Origin of the sequence: Pseudotamlana haliotis (assembly GCF_008806375.1) — a bacterium.
Taxonomy (GTDB): Bacteria; Bacteroidota; Bacteroidia; order Flavobacteriales; family Flavobacteriaceae; genus Pseudotamlana; species Pseudotamlana haliotis.
The window spans coordinates 277217-298537 of sequence record NZ_WAAT01000050.1 but is presented as its reverse complement, the minus strand read 5'-3'; the positions used below and the strand labels follow the sequence as shown (position 1 = coordinate 298537).

22 protein-coding genes and 1 tRNA gene are annotated in these 21321 nt (G+C 33.6%); 14 read left to right on the top strand and 9 right to left on the bottom strand.

Annotation, left to right across the window (positions count from 1 at the left end; genetic code table 11):
• Window positions 1-123: 123 nt before the first annotated feature.
• The 4 genes from F6U93_RS12605 (at window position 124) to F6U93_RS12590 (ending at window position 4257) form a co-directional block, all read left to right on the top strand.
• Window positions 124-1527, top strand: coding sequence for a trypsin-like peptidase domain-containing protein (locus F6U93_RS12605; protein ID WP_150940363.1), 1404 nt, complete (start codon window positions 124-126; stop codon window positions 1525-1527).
• A gap of 132 nt (window positions 1528-1659) precedes the next feature.
• Window positions 1660-3108 carry a glyceraldehyde-3-phosphate dehydrogenase gene (locus F6U93_RS12600; protein ID WP_150940361.1) on the top strand — a complete coding sequence of 483 codons (1449 nt, stop codon included), beginning with the start codon at window positions 1660-1662 and terminating at the stop codon, window positions 3106-3108.
• A 141-nt stretch (window positions 3109-3249) separates the two neighbouring features.
• A complete protein-coding gene (locus F6U93_RS12595) occupies window positions 3250-3852 on the top strand; it encodes a tRNA (guanine-N1)-methyltransferase (RefSeq protein WP_150940359.1) in 603 nt (200 codons plus the stop codon).
• Window positions 3853-4172: 320 nt separating this feature from the next.
• Window positions 4173-4257, top strand: a tRNA-Leu gene (locus F6U93_RS12590).
• A gap of 15 nt (window positions 4258-4272) precedes the next feature.
• Here the strand turns inward: F6U93_RS12590 and F6U93_RS12585 are convergent.
• From F6U93_RS12585 to F6U93_RS12565, 5 genes are all read right to left on the bottom strand, one after another.
• Window positions 4273-4839, bottom strand: coding sequence for a TlpA family protein disulfide reductase (locus F6U93_RS12585; RefSeq protein WP_225312692.1), 567 nt, complete (start codon window positions 4837-4839; stop codon window positions 4273-4275).
• A gap of 268 nt (window positions 4840-5107) precedes the next feature.
• Window positions 5108-5536 (bottom strand): DUF5606 family protein, encoded by a 429-nt coding sequence (locus F6U93_RS12580; protein ID WP_150940357.1) that lies wholly within the window; start codon window positions 5534-5536, stop codon window positions 5108-5110.
• Between the two features lie 54 nt (window positions 5537-5590).
• Complete coding sequence (gene def, locus F6U93_RS12575; protein WP_150940355.1) at window positions 5591-6181, bottom strand: peptide deformylase; 591 nt, start codon at window positions 6179-6181, stop codon at window positions 5591-5593.
• A gap of 122 nt (window positions 6182-6303) precedes the next feature.
• Window positions 6304-6714, bottom strand: a complete 411-nt coding sequence (gene ruvX, locus F6U93_RS12570; RefSeq protein WP_150940353.1) for a Holliday junction resolvase RuvX — start codon at window positions 6712-6714, stop codon at window positions 6304-6306.
• A gap of 87 nt (window positions 6715-6801) precedes the next feature.
• Entirely contained in the window at window positions 6802-7113 is a 312-nt protein-coding gene (locus tag F6U93_RS12565; protein WP_150940351.1) for a hypothetical protein, read from the bottom strand.
• 333 nt (window positions 7114-7446) lie between these two features.
• On the opposite strand from F6U93_RS12565, the gene F6U93_RS12560 reads away from it, so the two are divergent.
• Genes F6U93_RS12560 through F6U93_RS12550 form a run of 3 tightly spaced genes read left to right on the top strand, consistent with a single transcriptional unit; the run spans window position 7447 to window position 10106 of the window.
• Window positions 7447-8262 carry a 2,3,4,5-tetrahydropyridine-2,6-dicarboxylate N-succinyltransferase gene (locus tag F6U93_RS12560; RefSeq protein WP_150940348.1) on the top strand — a complete coding sequence of 272 codons (816 nt, stop codon included), beginning with the start codon at window positions 7447-7449 and terminating at the stop codon, window positions 8260-8262.
• 13 nt (window positions 8263-8275) lie between these two features.
• On the top strand, window positions 8276-9319 hold the full coding sequence (locus F6U93_RS12555; RefSeq protein ID WP_150940346.1) for a glycosyltransferase family 9 protein: 1044 nt from the start codon (window positions 8276-8278) through the stop codon (window positions 9317-9319).
• Between the two features lie 28 nt (window positions 9320-9347).
• Window positions 9348-10106, top strand: a complete 759-nt coding sequence (locus F6U93_RS12550; protein ID WP_150940344.1) for a glycosyltransferase family 2 protein — start codon at window positions 9348-9350, stop codon at window positions 10104-10106.
• On the opposite strand, the gene F6U93_RS12545 is transcribed toward F6U93_RS12550, so the two are convergent.
• Entirely contained in the window at window positions 10103-10867 is a 765-nt protein-coding gene (locus F6U93_RS12545; RefSeq protein WP_150940342.1) for a Kdo domain containing protein, read from the bottom strand. The two genes, F6U93_RS12550 and F6U93_RS12545, sit on opposite strands and share 4 nt — an antisense overlap.
• A 94-nt stretch (window positions 10868-10961) precedes the next feature.
• Here F6U93_RS12545 and F6U93_RS12540 point away from each other — a divergent pair, with 94 nt between their 5' ends.
• Window positions 10962-12077, top strand: coding sequence for a glycosyltransferase family 4 protein (locus F6U93_RS12540; RefSeq protein ID WP_150940340.1), 1116 nt, complete (start codon window positions 10962-10964; stop codon window positions 12075-12077).
• 128 nt (window positions 12078-12205) lie between these two features.
• On the opposite strand, the gene F6U93_RS12535 is transcribed toward F6U93_RS12540, so the two are convergent.
• On the bottom strand, window positions 12206-13081 hold the full coding sequence (locus tag F6U93_RS12535; protein WP_150940338.1) for a hypothetical protein: 876 nt from the start codon (window positions 13079-13081) through the stop codon (window positions 12206-12208).
• A 404-nt stretch (window positions 13082-13485) separates the two neighbouring features.
• Window positions 13486-14238 carry a glycosyltransferase domain-containing protein gene (locus F6U93_RS12530; RefSeq protein ID WP_150940336.1) on the bottom strand — a complete coding sequence of 251 codons (753 nt, stop codon included), beginning with the start codon at window positions 14236-14238 and terminating at the stop codon, window positions 13486-13488.
• Between the two features lie 118 nt (window positions 14239-14356).
• Between F6U93_RS12530 and F6U93_RS12525 the strand changes: the two genes are divergently transcribed.
• The 5 genes from F6U93_RS12525 to F6U93_RS12505 all read left to right on the top strand — a co-directional run bounded on the left by F6U93_RS12525 (window position 14357) and on the right by F6U93_RS12505 (window position 19223).
• On the top strand, window positions 14357-15313 hold the full coding sequence (locus tag F6U93_RS12525) for a hypothetical protein (RefSeq protein ID WP_150940334.1): 957 nt from the start codon (window positions 14357-14359) through the stop codon (window positions 15311-15313).
• Window positions 15314-15317: 4 nt separating this feature from the next.
• A complete protein-coding gene (locus F6U93_RS12520; protein WP_150940332.1) occupies window positions 15318-15878 on the top strand; it encodes an L-threonylcarbamoyladenylate synthase in 561 nt (186 codons plus the stop codon).
• A 111-nt stretch (window positions 15879-15989) separates the two neighbouring features.
• Window positions 15990-17411: a CCA tRNA nucleotidyltransferase gene (locus tag F6U93_RS12515; RefSeq protein ID WP_150940330.1), complete on the top strand. Its 1422-nt coding sequence runs from the start codon at window positions 15990-15992 to the stop codon at window positions 17409-17411.
• A 243-nt stretch (window positions 17412-17654) separates the two neighbouring features.
• Complete coding sequence (locus F6U93_RS12510; RefSeq protein ID WP_150940327.1) at window positions 17655-18668, top strand: COX15/CtaA family protein; 1014 nt, start codon at window positions 17655-17657, stop codon at window positions 18666-18668.
• 39 nt (window positions 18669-18707) lie between these two features.
• Entirely contained in the window at window positions 18708-19223 is a 516-nt protein-coding gene (locus tag F6U93_RS12505) for an IS1096 element passenger TnpR family protein (RefSeq protein ID WP_150940325.1), read from the top strand.
• Here F6U93_RS12505 and F6U93_RS12500 read toward each other — a convergent pair.
• On the bottom strand, window positions 19220-20293 hold the full coding sequence (locus F6U93_RS12500) for a hypothetical protein (RefSeq protein ID WP_150940323.1): 1074 nt from the start codon (window positions 20291-20293) through the stop codon (window positions 19220-19222). The two genes, F6U93_RS12505 and F6U93_RS12500, sit on opposite strands and share 4 nt — an antisense overlap.
• A 124-nt stretch (window positions 20294-20417) precedes the next feature.
• Between F6U93_RS12500 and F6U93_RS12495 the strand changes: the two genes are divergently transcribed.
• On the top strand, window positions 20418-21314 hold the full coding sequence (locus F6U93_RS12495; RefSeq protein ID WP_150940321.1) for an ABC transporter ATP-binding protein: 897 nt from the start codon (window positions 20418-20420) through the stop codon (window positions 21312-21314).
• Window positions 21315-21321: the final 7 nt, after the last annotated feature.

Below are 21321 nucleotides of genomic sequence, written 5' to 3'. Positions count from 1 at the left end.
TTCATTAAATAATTAATTTTAATCAAAATTAATGGTTTTCTTTTTCGTTACATACACGAAACGAACTGAAAGTCAAAAACTTTACATTAACAAATAAATTTAAAATAATACTTAAACGAAATTATGAAGAAGATTTTATCAATGGTACTCGTTTCGGCTTTAGGTGGTGTTTTTACCTTGAGCGCTTACAAAATTTTCGTAGAAGATACCCCTTCAGATTTAGTAACAACGACCCAAACTCAACCCGTTTCTATTCCTACCACAAAAGTTAATAATACTTATGATGCCTATGTGGTTCCTAATCTCACGCATGCCGCGGAAAACACCGTTAATGCAGTAGTTCACGTTAAAAACGTGACCTTAAGTTCTGGACAAATGACTTTCCAAGATTTTTTCTACGGAAGAAGCACACCACGCACCCAAGTAGGTACTGGCTCGGGCGTTATTATTAATGCTGATGGTTATATTATTACCAACAACCACGTGATTAAGAACGCTCAAGAGCTTTCTGTAACCATGAATAATAACAAAACTTATACTGCAGAATTGGTAGGCGCCGATTCTAAAAACGACATTGCCCTATTAAAAATTGACGCTGAAGAAGTACTACCTTTTGTGACATTTGCTGATTCAGATAATGTGAAAATTGGTGATTGGGTTTTAGCCGTAGGTAATCCTTTTAATTTAACATCAACGGTAACCGCTGGAATTGTGAGTGCAAAATCTAGAGATCTTTCTGGTGCAAGCACGCAATCTTTCATTCAAACCGATGCTGCCGTAAATCCTGGGAATTCTGGTGGTGCACTGGTAAATACTAACGGTGAATTGGTTGGTATTAACACAGCTATTTCATCACAAACAGGTTCTTATATTGGCTACTCTTTTGCTGTACCTAGTAATATTGCAAGAAAAGTTATTGAAGATATTCTTGAATACGGCAATGTTCAAAACGGTATTTTAGGGATTCAAGGCGGCGCTTTAAATAGTGAAGTGGCTGGAAAAATTGGTATCGAAGAAACCGAAGGTGTTTATATTGATGGTGTGGTTGAAGGTTCTGGAGCTGATAATGCTGGACTTCAAAAAGGTGATATCATCAAGGAAATTGACCATATTAAAGTTTCAAAATTTTCAGATTTAACAGGACATTTAAGCGCTAAACGTCCGGGTGATATCGTGCATTTAAAACTTTTAAGAGATGGTTCTACGGAAAGAGTTGCTGTAACTTTGGCTAAAAACGACACTTATAATATGCCTTTAGTAGGGCGCCTTAAAAATACTTCTAAATCAGATTTGAAACCCTTCAACTTAAAAAATGGGGTTAAAATCATTCAATTAGATGAAGAATATGCCAATTACTGGAAAAACAACGGTATTTCTGAAGGTAGTATCATCACCACTATTAATGATATAACAGTGAACACCATTGAGGATGTTCAAAGAATTTTAAAACAAAGATCGCCTTATGAGTCCTTACGTATCGAGCTCATAAACACCAATGGTGAGCGTGAACGTTTTAATTTCAGATAAAATATTTACGCTATAAAGCAAATAACCCTTCATAATCGACTAAATTTTGAAGGGTTATTTTTTTGTCATACCTTTTTAAGGAAACCACTCAAATTGTGGTTTTCTAATACCCAACTAAACAACTTTTAAGGTATGACTACGAATAAAAATTACGAGAAGGAATTAGCATTCCAAGCCGATCGCAGAAAAGCCACCGTTGCCTTTATTAAAATTGTAAGCGACCTATGGTATGATAAATCTATTGAATTGGTCCTTTTTAGAAACCAATTGATAGACCGAAATGTAAGTCAAATTTTAAGCCTTCATGAGTACGCTGGAAAATTTGTTCAAAAACCCATAGCTATTTTTGACACCGTAGAAATAGCTGAAGCTATTAACGCTTTAGACGTTCCACCAGCGAAACTTGATATTGGTAAACTCACCTATGAATTTCATATGGAAGCCGATGCATCTACTAGTGCTAAATCGTTTGTGTTAGGCAAACTGAAAGATGCTCATAAAAACGGAAATATAAAACCTAAAGATGTCGTTTTATACGGTTTTGGTCGCATTGGTCGTCTTGTAGCTCGTGAACTCATGCTGCGCACAGGTAAAGGAAGTCAGTTGCGCTTAAGAGCCATTGTTACTCGAGGCACTATAGATGCTAAAATACTTGAAAAACGTGCCGCCATGTTACGTAATGATTCGGTTCATGGTGATTTTCCTGGAACCGTTTCTGTTGATGTACAAAACGAAGCCCTTATCATCAATGGAACGACCGTACATATTATTTCTGCCGATTCACCAGACACCATCGATTATACAAAATACCATATCAACAACGCCTTAGTTATTGACAACACCGGCGCCTTTAGAGATAAAACAGCTTTAAGTAAACACCTTCAATCTAAAGGCATTCATAAGGTACTACTCACCGCTCCAGGAAAAGAAGTTCCTAATATTGTTCATGGCGTCAACCATAAAGACTATAATCCCGATGAAATCGATATCTTTTCAGCTGCCTCATGCACCACGAATGCTATCACCCCTATTTTAAAAGTTATTGAAGACTCTTTTAGCGTAAAAAGCGGACATCTGGAAACCATTCATGCTTATACTAACGACCAAAACCTTGTTGATAATTTCCATAAAAAGTACCGTCGCGGACGCGCAGCAGCCTTAAACATGGTCATTACAGAAACTGGTGCAGGAAGTGCCGTCGCGAAAGCGCTTCCTAGCTTAGAAGGAAAACTTACCTCTAATGCCATTCGAGTACCAGTACCTAATGGTTCTTTAGCGATATTAAATTTAGAAATTGAAACTCAAACTACCGTAGATGATGTCAATAGCATTATTAAAAAATATGCCCTTGAAGGTGATTTGGTAGAACAAATAAAATACGAACTAAGCGATGAACTCGTGTCAAGCGATATTGTAGGTTGTTCGGCCCCAGCTATTTTTGATAGTAAAGCCAGCATTGTTAGAAAAGATGGTAAAAACATCATCCTGTATATATGGTACGACAATGAATATGGATATAGCCATCAAGTTGTTAGACTTGCAAAATATATTGCCAAGGTAAGACGTTATACATATTATTAAAAGATTATAATCTAAATTAAGTTTTAACTCGTATTTATACCAGCCTCACTTGTTGAGGCTTTTTAAGTATTTACTATTTATTAGTAAACATTATTTTATAAATTGCAAAAATTAGAAAAATTACTAAACAACATGCCACAAATGAAACTTTTCAAATCATCAGTTTTAATCATTTTCACCTGCCTATTAGCAAGCCAATCTTTCTCCCAATCAAATGATGACGATGATAAATTATCCTTAAACAGCGGAACAATTGACAGTCAATTTGAATATATTATTCAGAAATCAAACAAATACCAAGATTATAAAGTTGTAAAAAAAGCTTGGCTATACACCTTAAAGTCTCACACTTTAGATTCTTTAAGTGCCGTTAGAAAGGATTTAGTGGCCACTCAAAATGTAGTGAGTAATCAAGAACAAGAAATTTCAGGTCTAAAAGAAAAATTAAACAGCACCCAAATTGATTTAGATCAAACCAACCTTGAAAAAGACAACATGTCTTTGTTTGGTTTACAACTAGGAAAGTCAAACTACAATATACTCATGTGGTCTATCATTGGAGCGCTTTTAGCACTTTTACTTTTCTTCATTTACAAGTACAATAACAGTAATGCAGTAACCAAAGAAGCCAAGCACAATTTATCTGAAATTGAAGAAGAATTTGAAGAACACCGTCGTTCGGCCTTAGAGCGCGAGCAAAAAGTGCGTCGTCAATTGCAAGATGAGTTAAACAAACATAAATAAGTATTTAGAAAGCAAGTTTCTTAATAAACTGTAAAAGGCTAAACAAATAGAAAACCTCTAATTGTTTAGCCTTTTTTATGAAAAGAAAAAATTTCTCACAAAGCCGCTGAGTTGCAAAATGAACTAGGTGAAAATCAGTAGAAATCATTGTAATTTGTGTCTAGAAAATTTTCGATGATCGAGCAGTCGAGAACATGGCTGACTCATAAAAATAAAAGTCTGATAAATCTAAAAGATATATTTCAATCAAAATTCTACAAAAAATTAAAAACAATAAGAACAAACATTCAAAACTTCTGTATATTTGCGGACTAAATTAAGCGCACGTGGCGGAATTGGTAGACGCGCTGGCTTGAGGGGCCAGTATCCGTTTAGGATGTGGAAGTTCGAATCTTCTCGTGCGCACTTTAATTTATCTCCTTAAATTTCCTCCCCTAATATTTCATCTAGAGTTTTTCTAACCTCCTTACTACTCCAATTGGCTGCTCCAGTTTTATCAATAATCACATGCCCAGATTTATCTATTAAAAAGGTTCTAGGAATACTTGTCACGTCAAAAACTTCTGGACTTGCTGTTGTTGGCCTATAGCTTTCAAAAGTGTATCCTTTTTCATTTAAAAATTTCTGAACGTCGGCTGGTGATTCATTAGAGACAAACACAAACGTTACTTTGTCTTTATAATCCTTATATAAAGCTTGCATACTAGGCATTTCAGCAATACATGGCGGACACCAAGTGGCCCAAAAATTAACTAAAATCACTTGGCCTTTATAATTTTCTAAGTTAACAAGCCCTCCTGAAGTTGATTTCAACACCCAATGGTAATCGGTTAAAACTTGTTGCTCGTTTTCGTCTATGGTTGACGGACTAAATAAAGCAAGCCCTTTGTTTAGCCAAATTTGAATAGGCTTGCGCGTTTGCGGAACGAGCATTACCACAATGAAGATAACAAAAATTATATTTTTAAAATTCAAATTTGATTTCATAAGTTCTAATTACAATCATGTTGTTTTATACCAATTATAAGCTAAAATAAGCTCTATAATTTGTTTCTATTAAACTCATATTTCAATAAAAAATAAAACCGTAGCGCTGCTATGCTTTGATTTTGTATTTCATATGAATGCAATATATTCCAAATTATTTAGTGCTCCTTTTAAATCATAATTGGTACTAATCAAGCAAAACAAATTAATGAAAAGGCATAAAAAAACCTCCTGATGAGGAGGCTTTTTATAAAAATATAATTTGTTATTATTTTTCTTCTTCAGTAGACTCAGCAGCTTCATCTTCAACTAAATTATCTAATAAATTGTGCTGTTGCAGTAAATTATACCATTGGATCACTTTCTTAATATCACTAGCATAAACACGATCTTCATCGTATTCAGGTAAAATTCCGAAGAAATACTCCTCAAGTTTATCCTTGCTATCTTTAGGTTTTACCGAAGTTTGTTCACCGTTTTCTTTCTGCTTAATACTCTCAAAAACCTGTGCTAATGGCACTTCTTCCGTTAGGGTATAGATAGCAATTTCACTTAAAACACTCACGTTATTCTGTACGCTTACAGAAATACGCTTGTTATCTACTAGAGATTCTGCTACAAACCCACCGCGTGTTTGGGTGATTAACTTATACAATCCTGGTTTACCTGAAATTGATATAACTTTTTCTAAACTCATATTTTACTTTTTAAAGGTCGCAAATATCAAATGTTTATTGATGCTTTGCAAAAATTATCGTTTCTTTTTTTGATCAGGGAAGCGCATTCTATAATCTACATTTATCTTCCCTTTTGAGATATTTGTCAGCTTTCCTTTTATTAATCTTTTCTTTAAGCTAGATAGCTTATCTGTGAATAAAACACCATCAATATGATCGTATTCATGTTGAATAACACGAGCGACCAAACCATCAAAAGCTTCTTTTTGAGGTTCAAAATTTTCATCTAAATACTCCATAACGATGTTTGGTTTTCTAAAAACATCTTCCCTAACATCTGGAATACTCAAACAGCCTTCATTAAACGCCCACTCATCACCTGTTTCTTCAACAATTTTAGCATTAATAAACACACGTCTAAACCCGTTTAACACTTTTTGTTCTTCTTCAGATAAATCTTCATCTTCTGAAAAAGGTGTGGTATCAATAATAAATAATCGAATTGGAAGCCCTATTTGTGGTGCCGCTAAACCAACACCATAAGCGTTATACATGGTTTCAAACATGTTTTCAAGGAGATCATCAAATTTCGGATAATCTTTAGAGATGTCTTTCGCTATTTTTTTTAAAACAGGATCGCCATAGGCTACAATAGGTAAAATCATACTGTGTTTTTATTAAGGTTTGCAAAAATACAACTCTTATTAAATATGTTTTGCATTTAACAGGATTTATTCATGAAAAAGCCTCTAAAAAAGTCCTTTTAAACGTGAAATTTCATGCAAAACTATTTAGAATGTAGATAATCTTGTAAAATAATAGTGGCACTAATTTCATCAATTAGGGCTTTATTTTGGCGTTGTTTCTTACTTAAACCACTATCAATCATCGTTTGAAAAGCCATTTTTGAAGTAAAACGCTCATCAACGCGTTTTATTGGAATTTTAGGGAAAGCTTTTTCTAATTTAGAGAGGAAAGGAATAATATAAGCCTCACTTTCTGAAGCCGTATTATCCATTTGCTTAGGCTCACCCACCAAAAAAAGTTCGACCTCTTCTTTTTGAGTGTAATCTTTAAGGAAAGTCAATAATTCTTTGGTATTGACCGTAGTTAACCCTGAAGCAATAATTTGTAATGTATCGGTTACTGCAACACCCGTTCGTTTGGTTCCAAAATCTAATGCTAGAATACGCGCCATATTTTTCTTTTTTGCAAAAATACTACAAAAAAGAAAGGCTACTCAACCGAGCAGCCTTTTCTTTAATTATAAATACAATTATATTTTTTAATCTAATATATTATAAGCTAAAGCCTCTAAATTCATTTTAGGAAACACAAGGCTAATATTGCTAATTTTTTTCTGACGTTTATAATACATTCTAATATCACTTTCTAAACGTACTATACTGGTTTCAATTTTTAATTCATCTTTTAGTATGATGTTTCTTGACTTAAGTTGGTTTGCCGCATATTGCACTGGTTGCAACTCCGATATAGCTACTTTTGAGATAACACTTTCGATTGCTTCTGAATTTTGGGCATTAACAACGGAACCAAAACATAATAATATTAAAATGAAGTAAAAATTGTTTTTCATTGGTTTCTGATTAAATGATTACTTGAAATTAAGATTTGGAATCGATTCTAAATGTAAAAAAATAAGTAAAAAAAAATAAAATTTGAGAGCTATAACGTTTACAAATAGGCTATTTACTGTTCGTTAAAACACAATTTTTCATCGATCAACGAAGTAAAATTACTAAAATTTTCTTAAAAACTAAAATTCAACTCTTAAAAACCGATGTATTGCATTAAAAAATATGAGATTCATAAAAAAAACAATTTCAAGCAAAACATATCTATTAATTTGCTAAAATCCTTCCCTTTTTTTAAATGATAGCTAGTATATTTGCTCAAAATAATTATACTAATGAAAGAATTACAACAAATCATAGAAAACGCTTGGAATGATAGAGCGCTTTTAAGTGACGAGAAGACAATCGCGGCAATTAGAAAAGTTGTCGATTTATTAGACGCAGGCGAATTACGTGTTGCAGAACCTGTAGAAGGCGGATGGCAAGTTAACGAATGGGTTAAAAAAGGTGTTGTTTTATATTTCCCAATTCAAAAAATGGAAACTATTGAATGTGGTCCATTAGAATTTCATGACAAAATTCCGTTAAAAACAGGTTATGCTGAAAAAGGCATTCGTGTAGTACCTCATGCTGTTGCGCGTCATGGTGCTTATATTTCTGCAGGAACTATTTTAATGCCTAGTTATGTAAACATTGGTGCCTATGTTGATGAAGGTACAATGGTTGATACTTGGGCGACTGTTGGAAGCTGTGCGCAAATTGGTAAAAACGTACACTTATCTGGTGGTGTTGGTATTGGTGGTGTTTTAGAGCCATTACAAGCTGCTCCTGTGGTTATTGAGGATAATGCTTTTATAGGAAGTAGATGTATTGTAGTTGAAGGTGTTCGTGTAGAAACTGAAGCGGTTTTAGGTGCCGGTGTCACACTAACTATGAGTACTAAAATTATTGATGTTACTGGTGATGAACCTGTAGAATATAAAGGTGTAGTACCTGCACGTTCTGTAGTAATCCCTGGAAGCTATGCTAAAGAATTCCCTTCTGGAACTTATAATGTACCTTGTGCTTTAATTATTGGAAAGCGCAAAGAAAGTACTAACAAGAAAACATCGCTTAACGATGCCCTTCGTGAGCATAGTGTAGCAGTATAATCAATCGAAGCGTTTGAAAATACTTGTTATTCAACAAAAAATGATTGGCGACGTGCTTACAAGCAGTATTCTGTTTGAAGCACTTCGTCATAAATATCCAAAGGCTCAATTACACTACCTAATTAACGAGCACACCTACCCTGTTGTAGAGAACAATCCGTTTATAGATCAATTTATCTTTTTTACTAAACAAGAGGAATCAAGTAAAAAAGCCTTATTTCAATTTGCTAAACGCTTACAAAGTGAGCAATATGATGTGCTTATTGATGTCTATTCAAAAATCTCCAGTAATATCATTTCGGCATTTTCTAAAGCCAAAACTAAAATCTCATATCATAAAGCTTACAGTACTTTTTTATATGATTATAATATAAAGAGAGAAAATAAAGCTCATGATGGTAATTTAGCCATTACACACCGGTTGCAACTGTTACAACCTTTAGGTATTATAACCTCTAGCATTAGTCCGAAAATATATTTAACAGAAGAAGAGCTTAGCAATAGTAAACAGTTTTTAGAAGAAAACGGCATTAACTTAACCCGGCCTTTATTCATGATTAGCGTTTTAGGAAGCGGTGACAATAAAACTTATCCGTTTGAGTATATGGCTCAAGTAATTGATACTGTTGTTTCAGAAAAACCGCAAGCTCAATTACTTTTTAATTACATACCAAATCAAGAAAAAGACGCAAGAGCGATTTATGAATTGTGCGCACCTGAAACTCAAAAACAGATATATTTTGAAGTATTTGGTAAAAGTTTACGTCAGTTTATAGCCATTACAAAACACTGCGAAGCGTTAATAGGTAACGAAGGTGGCGCCATAAACATGGCCAAAGCCTTGCAAATTAAAACATTTGCTATTTTTTCACCGTGGATTGATAAGAACACTTGGAGTTTATTTGAAAACGAAAATCATGAGAGTGTTCATTTAAAAGACTTTAAGACAGAAATTTACAATCAGGAAGAAAAGAAATTTAAAGCCCAATCTGAAGTACTTTACAAACTGTTTAAACCTGAATTGTTCGAAAGGAAACTTAGAACGTTTTTGAATTAATTATTTTCACAAAAAATCAAAACATCAAATGATTAAACTTTCGGGAGTGATTATAACTTACAATGAAGAAGAACATTTAGAAAAATGCCTACAATCACTTCATGGCATTGTAGATGAAATTGTTGTAGTGGATTCATTTTCTACCGATAAAACAACTGAAATTTGTAAAAAATACCATGTAAACTTAATTCAACATCAATTTGAAGGTTATATTGAGCAGAAAAATTTTGCCGTTTCTCAAGCAAAATACGACTACATTTTATCTTTAGATGGTGATGAAGCTCTTTCTGAAACTCTAAAAAAAAGCATAAAAGAAGTCAAGCTTAATTGGACTAACGACGGCTACTACAGCAACCGTTTGAACAATTATTGTGGACAATGGATTAAACATTCCGATTGGTATCCCGATAAGAAACTACGTCTATTTAAGAAAGATAATGGTGAGTGGAAAGGTATTAATCCACACGATTGCTATACCCTAAAAAAAGGTTACAGAGCCGGTTTTCTAAAAGGCGACTTATTGCATTGGATTTATAGAGACTACCAAGAACACAACCAAAAAGTAGAGCGGTTTTCAACCATCGCAGCACATGCTTATTTTAAGTTAGGTAAAAAATCGTCTCTATTTAAAATCGTTTTCAGACCTTCATGGGCCTTTTTTAAGGCTTATATTTTACGATTAGGTTTTCTGGACGGGTTAAACGGCTTTGTTATTTGTGTACAAACCTTTAACGTTACCCTACTTAAATATTTAAAACTTTACGAGTTGCAGAAAGGAAAAGACTAGTCCTTTTTCCAAAACTTCAGCTTTTTCTTTAAACGCTTTTTTTTATGATACTTTTCTTGAAAAGCTTCAGTTTCCCCCCACATTAAATCAAATATAACTTGATAATCTTCACCTGAACATTTAGCGTACTCCTCACTCATGGTTTCAACCATAGATTTGTGTATGGTTAATCGTGAAAAATTTTTAATTCGAGTTTCAAAATCAAGTGTACCAAACTCCATTCTATTTAAATCTACCAAATAGAATTTATAATCGCCATTATTGAATTGTATTAAAGTATTTCCTGGCGAATGATCTAGAAAGTGAATCCCGTTTTCGTGTAATTTAAACGTAAATCGCGTGAAGGCACGCAAGATATCATCGTAGTTAGGAATATTGAAATCGGTAGTCAGTTCACGGTAAGTAATATCATAATCTACATATCTACTTATATAATAACTTTTCTTGAATAAGTAAGGCGTTGATTTTTCAAAATATGCAATAGGTTCAGGAGTTCCAATCCCCAATTCTAATAATCTAGTAGCGAACTCAAAAGACCGTTGTGCTTTGCTTTTTCTTATATAATTATAAGCAATTTGATTGACAAGGTTTGGTATTTTAAAAGCTTTTATGCTGATTTTTTCACCCTTAAAATCAAATAATTTTATTTTATTTCTATCGCCATCAACGAAATTCTCACCTAATTTATTAAACTTTTTAACAAACTTTTTAAGTTGTTTTTTGTCTTTTTTGTAGGCAGGTGTAAACACTTTCTTTTTCATGAAGCGAAATTACGAATTTTATGTTTACAGTATAATCCCTTATTTATGGGTTCTTTTTTAAAACTTGTTTTACCTTTGACGTTTTTAAGATACTATGCGTTTACTACAAATTACGGCTTCGGGAGTTTGGCGAGGTCACGAACAAAAAATCATTTACCTGTATGAAGCTTTTAAAGCCAAAGGCTATGTAGAAGACCAATACATTGTTTGTGCAAACAACACCCCTATTTATGAGGTGGCTCAGTCAAAAAACATGCAAGTTATTGGCTTTGATTATAAAAGTGAGTACGATTTAGGTTTTGCAAAGAGACTGGCTCAAATTGTAAAAGACAAGCAAATTGATGTGGTTTTTATTCATAATAGTAAGGCTCATACTTTGGCTGTGATTTCACATTTACTATACAAGTTACCAGCGCCTTTAGTGTTATGTAGAACGCTAATAAAACGTGTAGATTCTAATGCCCTGCGCAAATGGAAATATGATTATTCTGGTATTCGTAAAATCATTTGTGTATCACATCCGGTGGTTGAAATTTTAAAACCAGCCGTAAAAGACCACAGTAAAATGTGTGTGGTGGGTAGTGTAACCGACGTCAATAAATTCACGAAAAAAGAAAAGAATGGCCTATTACACCGTGAATACAACATCCCTAGTGACTATAAAATCATTGGAAACATCGCGGCTTTTTCAGAATTTAAAGATCATTACACTTGGGTTGATGCCGTTGAAATTTTAGTAAAAAGAAACACGATTAAGGCCAAATACCTACTTATTGGTGAAGGCGAACTGGAAGCTGATATCAAACAATATGTATCTGATAAAAATCTTAACGAGCATATTATTTTTTCTGGATTTAGGAAGGATATTCCAGAGGTATTACCTGAATTTGATTTATTTATGTTTACCTCAAATAACGAGCCTACGGGAGGTGTTTTACTGGAATCTTACGCCTGTAGAGTTCCTATTGTCGCTGCCAATGCTGGTGGTATTCCTGAAGTTATTGTAAACAATGAAACCGGTCTTTTGGCTGAAGTAGGAAACCCAACGGATTTCGCCAACAAGGTTGAATATTTAATCGATAACGAACCATTAAAAGAAAAGCTAACTAAAAACGGTTATCAGTACCTTTTAGACAATTTCACTAAAGATGTGATTTCTAAAAAAATGTACGATGAACTGTTAAATGTAGTAAAGCGCTATAAGAGATAAATTTAATCGGCCCTTGTCAAAACATATTTGTCATAAAAAAAAACCAAGACCTGAAAAATTCAAGTCTTGGTTTTTTTATAATAGGATATTCAGTAACTAAATTCTGAATAGCATTTTAAAATAAGGGATTAATCTCTTTCAACTTTCACACTAGAAATATGATCATTCCAACCATGCTCTAAACAACCGTTATCTTCATATAAGGTTTTGCTTCCGCCTCTCCATCCACCGTCTTGGTAAATGATGATTCTATAACCTCTAGGAACTCTAATAGAAGACACTTTATCGTTACCAACACCTAGTTCATCATGATCGTAGCGACCAACTCTTAAAGTTCTATGACTTCCTTTAAAACTACAGTCTCCGTATAAAGTAACACCATTATCATCATCATACTTATTATTTCCATGATGTCTATTGTTGTTGTTGTAGCTTGAACCGCTATTAGAATTCCCTTTACACATTCTGCTATCTGACATTTTAGTTACAGAAGTAACTCTGCCATTCTTAACCATCATCAACAAACATTTGTCGTTACTTTTTTTGTGCCAGTACATAGAAAGTATTGATGTACCATATTGATTCTTCACTCTATACCCGTGATCTTGTAATTCTGAAAAAGCACTTGATTCTGACATACCGCTTAAACTATATAGGTTAAGTTTACCGTTATTACGAGAAGAAGAATGATGAGAATTGCTAGAGTGACTAGACTCTACTGATCCACAATCTCCTTGTGAGTTCACTACAGATTCTACTCTGCCATCATCTAAACGAACAGTAATACACTTTCTTTTTCTGCCGTTCCACCAATTTTGGTAGATTCCTGCATTAGATTTGTTTACTTTTTCTAAGTGATAGCCCTCATCTTTAAAATAATTTTCAGCAGAGCTTCCTTTCATGCCTATAGCTTCCCTGAGTTCATAAGCTTCAGCTTGTCCAAAAACAAGTACCGTGTTTAAAATAAAAAATGCTGCAATCGCACATAACTTTTTTGTGTTCATAACTATAATATTTAAATTTTTAGATTCAATGTTAAGTAAAGATAGTATAAATAATTAAGTTAAGGATATGTTAAAATCTTAAAATTTTCAGGTGTTTTCATCTAATCAGAATAATTTTTACTTACAACCCAATAAATTAAATCACCCCTCAACTTCATATCTACCTTGTTAAAAACATATTAAAAGACGCCATAACCAAGTATCTTATGAACCCTTAAAATATGATACGTGTTTTTTCAGGACAATTAAAAATATCGAATAATAATATTCCTATTTGTATTACTGTTCCTTCAATAATATTTTCGTTTCAAACTAAAGTAAACGAACCAATATAACTAAAGCTTCATGAAGCTTGTTGCTTCATAATATTTGATTAAATCCCCAGCACCAACACAACAAATAATCTATTTCATTAAACCCAAGGCTTTTTTAATTTTCATTTTAAAAATCTTCGACTTATAACTTTTTCGATGCCTTATGGTATAAAACCAAGGGTTTCCTTCTCTTACATCGCCGTCAATTAAACTTAAACTTGTAAAGTTATTTTTCCAAGCCGCATAATTAAAACTTAGTTGATCCCGCTTACTTTCGTTTAATACAATATTCCACCAGGTTTCCATGAGATCAATCACTTCTGGGTCAAAATGCTGACGAATCAAAATAGGCGCTGTTATGAGTCCGTTATGTTCAGGGTACCCCTCATTTTTAAAACGCTCCATTTGCATTTTCATTACTTCTGGGTCATCTTTTTGGAAATCGTTTCGTTTAGCGAAATCTAAAATAGCCTGATACTCATCATAAATACAGTCACGTTTTCCAAAGGCATTTTGATTATGGTCAAAACAAGCCATTTTTGCTAGTTTCATTTTCTCTTCAACTAGTCGATTAATATCTATTAAAACCCAAATATTTGCATCTATATAAACACTCACTTTATAGTGATCAGGTAAATGTTTATGAGGTAGAATTTTGTAAAAACGATTGCTTCGTGTATTGTCGTTTTCAACCGGAGGTTTTACTTTAATAACCTTCCATCGTTTTGATTTTACATCTTGATCGGTATAACATATATAATCAACATTCTTCATTTTTGGAGGGGTAATGAGTCCGCTATATTCTCCAAAAACTGCCGTATACACAACTATTCTATCTTTCATGATTTATCTATTTGTGTCTTTTTCTAGACTAAATATTCTGCTAAAATACGACAATCATTGTTCCGAAACTTAAATTCACATCTTAAGCATTAAGAAATAAAGTAATACTTTTGTTCTAATGAAGAAGGATAAGAAAATACTTTTTATAACATTTGATTTAAGCGGCTATTATAACCTCATAGCTGAAGAACTTAAATGTCAATTTCAGCATGTAGACTGCTATAATATAGCTTCAATTGATAAACACAAATACAAACATGTTTTTCAGAAAATTTATGCAGCTTTCTATAAAATAGCCTTTAAAAAAAAGCTAAAAAACTACTATCAGTTACAGCCTTTAGTTGAAAAAATAAGTACACAAAAATATGATTATACGGTCCTTGTAAGACCTGATTTATTTTTTGATGATCAGCTAGACATTCTAAAAAATGCTTCAAATCATTTTATCGCATATTATCATGATTCTATCAATAATATAAAACGCAAAAAAGAAGTGATTCATTTTTTTGACACTGTCTATTCTTACGAGAAAAAAGATGTTCTTGATTATAATTTAGAATTCTTATCTAACTTCATTTATTTAGATCAACCTGTTGAAAGCGGAGCAATTAAGTATGATGCTTTTACCATCATGTCTGATGATTACCGACTTAAAACTTTAGAAAAGTTAGCTGAACACTTAAATAAGCAGGAGATTCGTTTTGAATTTTTAGTGCAATCTGATAAAAAAGAACCTACCAAAAACATTCACTACATTAAAGAAAGAAAAAACAACAAACAGGTTTTAGAGTATTTAAAACAGACCAAAGTGATTGTAGACATTCATAAGTATGGTATTCAAGACGGCTTAACATTTCGTATTTTTGAAAGCTTGTATTTTGAAAAAAAGCTCATCACGACAAATGCTGATATTAAAAGCTATGATTTTTATAACCCAAATAATATTTTTGTGCTAAATCCAGAATCTGAAATTAGTATTCCTGAAGATTTCTTTAACACCCCTTATGAAAAAGTACCTGAAGACATTTATCAAAAATACCATTACACGAGTTGGATTAAAACCATTTTAAGCTAAAATCATGCAAAAAGAAATAAAAAACGCCATTGAGGTTTTAAAAAATGGCGGACTCATACTCTACCCTACCGATACCGTTTGGGGTATTGGCTGTGATGCCACAAATCCTGAAGCCGTTAAAAAAGTTTATGACCTCAAAGAACGCGTAGACAGCAAAGCTCTAATTTGTTTGGTTGCAGACGATAGAATGCTAAAAAAATATGTAAAAGAAATTCCGTTTGCAGCTTTAAACATTCTAGAAGTCACCGATAAACCAACAACCATCATTTATGATGAGGCTCAAAATTTGGCTCAAAATTTAATTGCTGAAGACGGCACCATTGCCATTAGAATTCCTGATGATGAATTTTGCTACCAACTCTCTAGAAAACTTAACGGCGCGCTTGTCTCTACTTCGGCGAATATTAGCGGCCAACCCACCCCGAAATCTTATAAAGAAATAGACGCTGCGATTTTAAAAGGTGTAGACTATGTTGTAAATTTGCACCACGAAAAAATCTGCGCTAAACCTTCGTCAATTATCAAGTTGAGTAATAGTGGTCTTGTAAAGATTATTCGAGAATAATATAACCGCAACTTACATTGATTATTAACTATTTAATATTAACTATTGAGGACTAAATCTAAAATATTTACTATTAATTAATTGCTTGTAATTTGCTGGCGGTAAATAAATATGAATTACAAAGAAGCATTACAACATCCCGTTTTTAAAATCATCTCACAATCGGCAAAAGAACTTAATCTAGATGCTTATGTGATTGGTGGCTTTGTACGTGATTTTATTTTAAAACGAGGTACCGCAAAAGACATTGATGTGGTTGCCATTGGTGACGGCATCAAACTTGCCAAACAAGTCGCTAAAAACTTGCATAACAAACCTAAAGTTCAAGTTTTTAAAACTTATGGTACGGCCATGCTACGCCATGATGATATTGAAATTGAATTTGTTGGTGCTAGAAAAGAATCATACACCAAAGACAGTAGAAATCCGGCTGTAGAAAACGGCTCACTTAGCGATGATCAAAACCGCCGTGATTTTACCATAAACGCTTTAGCCTTAAACCTAAGTGAATCTAACTTTGGTGAACTTTTAGATCCGTTTAACGGGATTCAAGATTTAGAAGATAAAATCATTCGCACACCTTTAGATCCTGATATTACTTACAGTGATGATCCGCTTCGTATGTTAAGAGCCATTCGATTTGCTACGCAATTGAATTTCGAAATCGAAAAAAAATCTCTAGATGCCATTACTAAAAACAGTGCTCGTATCAAGATTATTACAAATGAACGTATTGTCACAGAAATCAATAAAATTTTAGAAAGTAAAAAACCGTCTATTGGATTTCTACTTCTAGAACAAACGGGGCTTTTAAAACATTTTCTTCCTGAAATAACTGCATTAAAAGGCATTGATGAAGTTGAAGGCCAACGTCACAAAGATAATTTTTACCACACTTTAGAGGTGGTTGACAATATTGCCGAAAACACCGATAACCTCTGGTTACGTTGGGCAGCACTTTTACATGACATCGGAAAAGCGCCTACTAAAAAATTCAGTAAAAAAGTGGGGTGGACTTTTCATGCCCATGAATTTGAAGGGTCTAAAATGGTTTATCACTTATTCAAACGCTTAAAAATGCCTTTGAATGATAAGATGAAATTTGTTCAAAAAATGGTATTTATGAGCTCGCGCCCAATTGTTTTGGCTCAGGATATGGTGACCGATTCTGCCGTGCGTCGTTTGGTCTTTGATGCTGGTGATTATGTTGAAGATTTAATGACGCTTTGCGAAGCTGATATTACGACTAAAAACCCTAAGAAATTCAACAAATACCACAACAACTTTAAAATTGTACGTGAAAAAATTGTTGAAGTTGAAGCGCGCGATCATGTGCGTAATTTTCAACCACCAATTTCAGGCGAAGAAATTATAGCCACGTTCAACTTAAAACCTTCTAGGGAAATTGGCATTATCAAAGAAGCCATCAAAGAAGCGATTTTAGAGGGTGAAATTCCTAACGAATACGAAGCCGCTTATAATTTGATGCTGGAGAAAGGTAAAAAGTTAGGGCTTACGGTTGGAGGAAAGTAGTTTTTTATTTTAAGAAAAAGCATCACTGAAAAAACGTTCTCAACTCCGCTCTAAGACCGTTTCCATTGATATTTGACATCTAACAACGGGCTTCGAGCGGAGTCGAGAAGTATTTAAACGGCAATTTTTCAAAACCAAATTTCAACTGCGCTCGACCCAAAATCGCATGAGATACCAATAAATTTTGAAACTAAAAAATAAAAGTTCAATTTTAAAATTCCTATTTTACGAGGAATAACAACAATGAAAAAAAACAATAAACACGTAATCAACTGGCTATTAACAGGCTGCTTTCTAATTTTTATCATGGTGGTCATTGGTGGTATCACCCGATTAACAGATTCTGGTTTGTCTATTTCAAACTACCGGTTAATTACAGGAACCATTCCGCCGATAGGCGATCAAGAATGGCAAGAAGCCTTTGATTTATATAAACAACACCCTGAATTTAATGCCTACAACCAGCACTTCAACATTGAAGATTTCAAGAGTATTTACTTCTGGGAATGGCTACACCGCGTGATTGGGCGCTCTATTGGTATGGTGTTTATTATTCCGTTTATCTATTTCTTAATACGTAAACAACTATCAAAAAGCACCATAAAAAAATGCCTTATTTTACTTGGTCTTGGAGCATTTCAAGGCTTTCTGGGTTGGTATATGGTAAAAAGTGGCCTAGTAGATATGCCTGACGTGAGTCATTATAGGTTGGCCGCCCATTTAGTAACCGCCTTTTTAACCTTTGCAGCCACACTTTGGGTTGCTTTAGATTTAAAGTACCCCAATAAAAAACCTGCTAACAAATACATACGAAACCTCATTATTTGGGGCTACCTTATTTTAATCGTTCAAATTATTTATGGGGCTTTTATTGCTGGACTAAAAGCTGGACTATTACATAACCACTGGCCACTAATGAATGAAAGTAAATTTATGCACCACACAGTTTATGTTTTAGAGCCGTTCTACAGAAACCTTATTGAAAATCCGAGCGGGATACAGTTTGTGCACCGTATTTTAGCATATATCGTTGTTATCTTCATCCTTATCATTTGGAAGAAATCACAAAAACTCACCTTAACGTCTCTTCAAAAACAAGGTGTCAATTCTTTAGTGTTTTTAGTGTTTTTACAATTTTCTTTAGGTGTTCTTACCCTTATTTACCAAGTACCCTTATGGTTAGGTGTTGCTCATCAGGTGGGTGCGTTTTTCTTATTAACGGGCATGACTTTTGCATTACATCGTTTTACCAAATAATTTAAATAACATACCTTTGCACTTTAAATTTTCTCACTAATGGTTTACAGATTTAGAGTTATTTTAGACAATGATACCCAAGACGAAGACGTTTTTCGCGATTTAGAAATTCGTGATACAGATACGCTTGAAGACCTACATAATATCATTACCCAGTCCTTTGGTTTTGACGGCAGTGAAATGGCTTCGTTTTACGTGAGTAATGATGTCTGGGAACAAGGTGAAGAAATTTCTTTATTCGATTTAAGTGAAGAAGCTACAGCGCGCTTAATGCACGAAACGTCTTTAGATGGTCTTTTAGATGAAGATCAAACCAAACTGATTTATGTTTACGACTTTTTAAGCATGTGGACTTTCTTCGTGGAACTTGCTGAAATTGTTGAGGAAATTGAAGGTCATGATTACCCAAACCTCATGTTTGTGCAAGGTCAAGTGCCAGAATCAGCTCCTGAAAAATCTTTTGAAGCTGATCCTCTTGATGATTTTAATGAATTTGAAGATGATTTCGACCCTGAAGATTACGATAATCTAGATTTTGACGAACACTGGAATTAATATTTCTTCTTTTTCAAAAGTTCTAAATTCACATTCTCGTAATTTCGTGTTAAAAACTCCAAGGAAAACCTAAGGATTTCACCCATGTTTTTACTTTTCTTAAAATTCACATCGTGTGTATAATTAAAAATAGTTGTTTTTAATAATTCGATGTTTTCTTCTGTAGAAATTTCATCGTTTTCCATACAGTCTAGCAACATTTCAACACGCACATGTGAGCTTTTTAGACGCTTAACTAAAATAGAACGTTCCTCGGTTTTATACTGATCTATGGATAACTTTTGAATGATATTAGATACCAATTGTACCATTTCATAGTTTTCTTTAAAAAACTGAGGTCTGTAAATATTAAACTTCCCCTCGTAAGACTGCTGATCAAAATCAATGGCTCTAATTTTATAAACCACCTTATCAAAATCATGTGTGGGCACAATCACGTAGTTATACGAACGCATATCACCCAACAAGCGAATCATACAGCGTTCATTAAACTTCACGAATTCTTTAGCAATTTGTGCTTTTTCAGATTTGGTACAATTTGGCAACATATTTTTAATAAACTCATCACCTGGAATCCCCGCAATATGCTCTTCAATTAGGGTGTTTTCATAAACCAAAAAGTTCAAATTATACGGTGATAGCATGTGCTCTAGTTCCAAACCATATACACGAGAAGCATCGGCTGTTTTAATGTAGAAATAAGTAGAATTATCGTTTAAAACATTTCTAATTTTTATTCTGAAAGGTTTAGAGTTTCCAAACGTGCAATAATCAATAGCATCAACACTTAAGAAAGGTAAAATATTTTCGTTTCCATCAGAATGAAAAATAGTATAGACCTTTTTTAAAGACGATTCGATTTCCTCCCGCTCAAATTCATTATAATATACACGAATCCAAAGCGTGTCATTATCATCTTTGTCATAAACCACAATAGAACCCTGAAACCTCAGCAAATCATCATAAAAAATAGGAATTTCTACATTTCTGTTGTATCTCGATAAATAAGCATTTAATTTCGAGGTTATTGGATAGGAAGGCTTTCTCTTAGAAATTTTTAAATCTTGCATATTTTGAAATCTTACCCAAATTTAACGCTTTTACAGCTATAAATTGTAACAATGTGCTACCTTACTCGTCGTATTCAAAGCATCCAAGTTCATTTTTTGTAATTAACCTTTAAAACGAAAACTTTTGGAAACCATACTTAATATTAAAAACATTACCAAAAAATATGGCAGCTTAACGGCTGTTAAAAACTTATCCTTCACCATAGAAAAAGGTCATGTTTACGGCATTTTGGGCCCAAATGGCAGCGGAAAATCAACCACCTTAGGTATCGTTTTAAACGTTGTGAATAAAACAGAAGGTGAATTTAGTTGGTTCAACGGAAGCGTAAGTACTCATGAGGCCCTAAAAAAAGTAGGCGCCATTATTGAGCGTCCCAACTTCTACCCCTATATGACCGCCGTACAAAATTTAAAATTGGTTTGTAAAATAAAAGGCGTCAGTTTCAATAAAATTGATGAAAAACTAGAAATTGTTGGACTTTTAGACCGAAAAGACAGCAAATTCAGTGCCTTTTCATTAGGAATGAAACAACGCTTAGCTATTGCTTCTGCCCTTTTAAACGATCCTGAAATTTTAATTTTAGATGAACCTACCAACGGCTTAGACCCTAAAGGAATTCATCAAATTAGAGAAATTATTAAACAGATTGCCGTGAATGGTACAACCATTTTACTGGCTTCACATTTGTTAGATGAAGTTGAAAAAGTATGCTCACATGTTGTGGTTTTAAGAAAAGGCGTAAAACTCTATGCTGGTCGTGTAGATGCGATAACCTCTAGCCATGGCTTTTTTGAAGTACAATCTAACGACGATACTGAAATGATTAAACTGTTAGAAAATAATCCTTCTTTTGGAGACATCAAAGTTCAGAATAATCTCGTGACTGCCTTCTTAAAGGAGCCTATGAAATCTGAAGACTTCAACAAACTTATGTTTGAAAACAATATTATCTTAACCCATCTCGTGCAGCGTAAAGAAAGTTTAGAAGAACAATTTTTACAGTTAACAGACCATCAATAACCGCCAT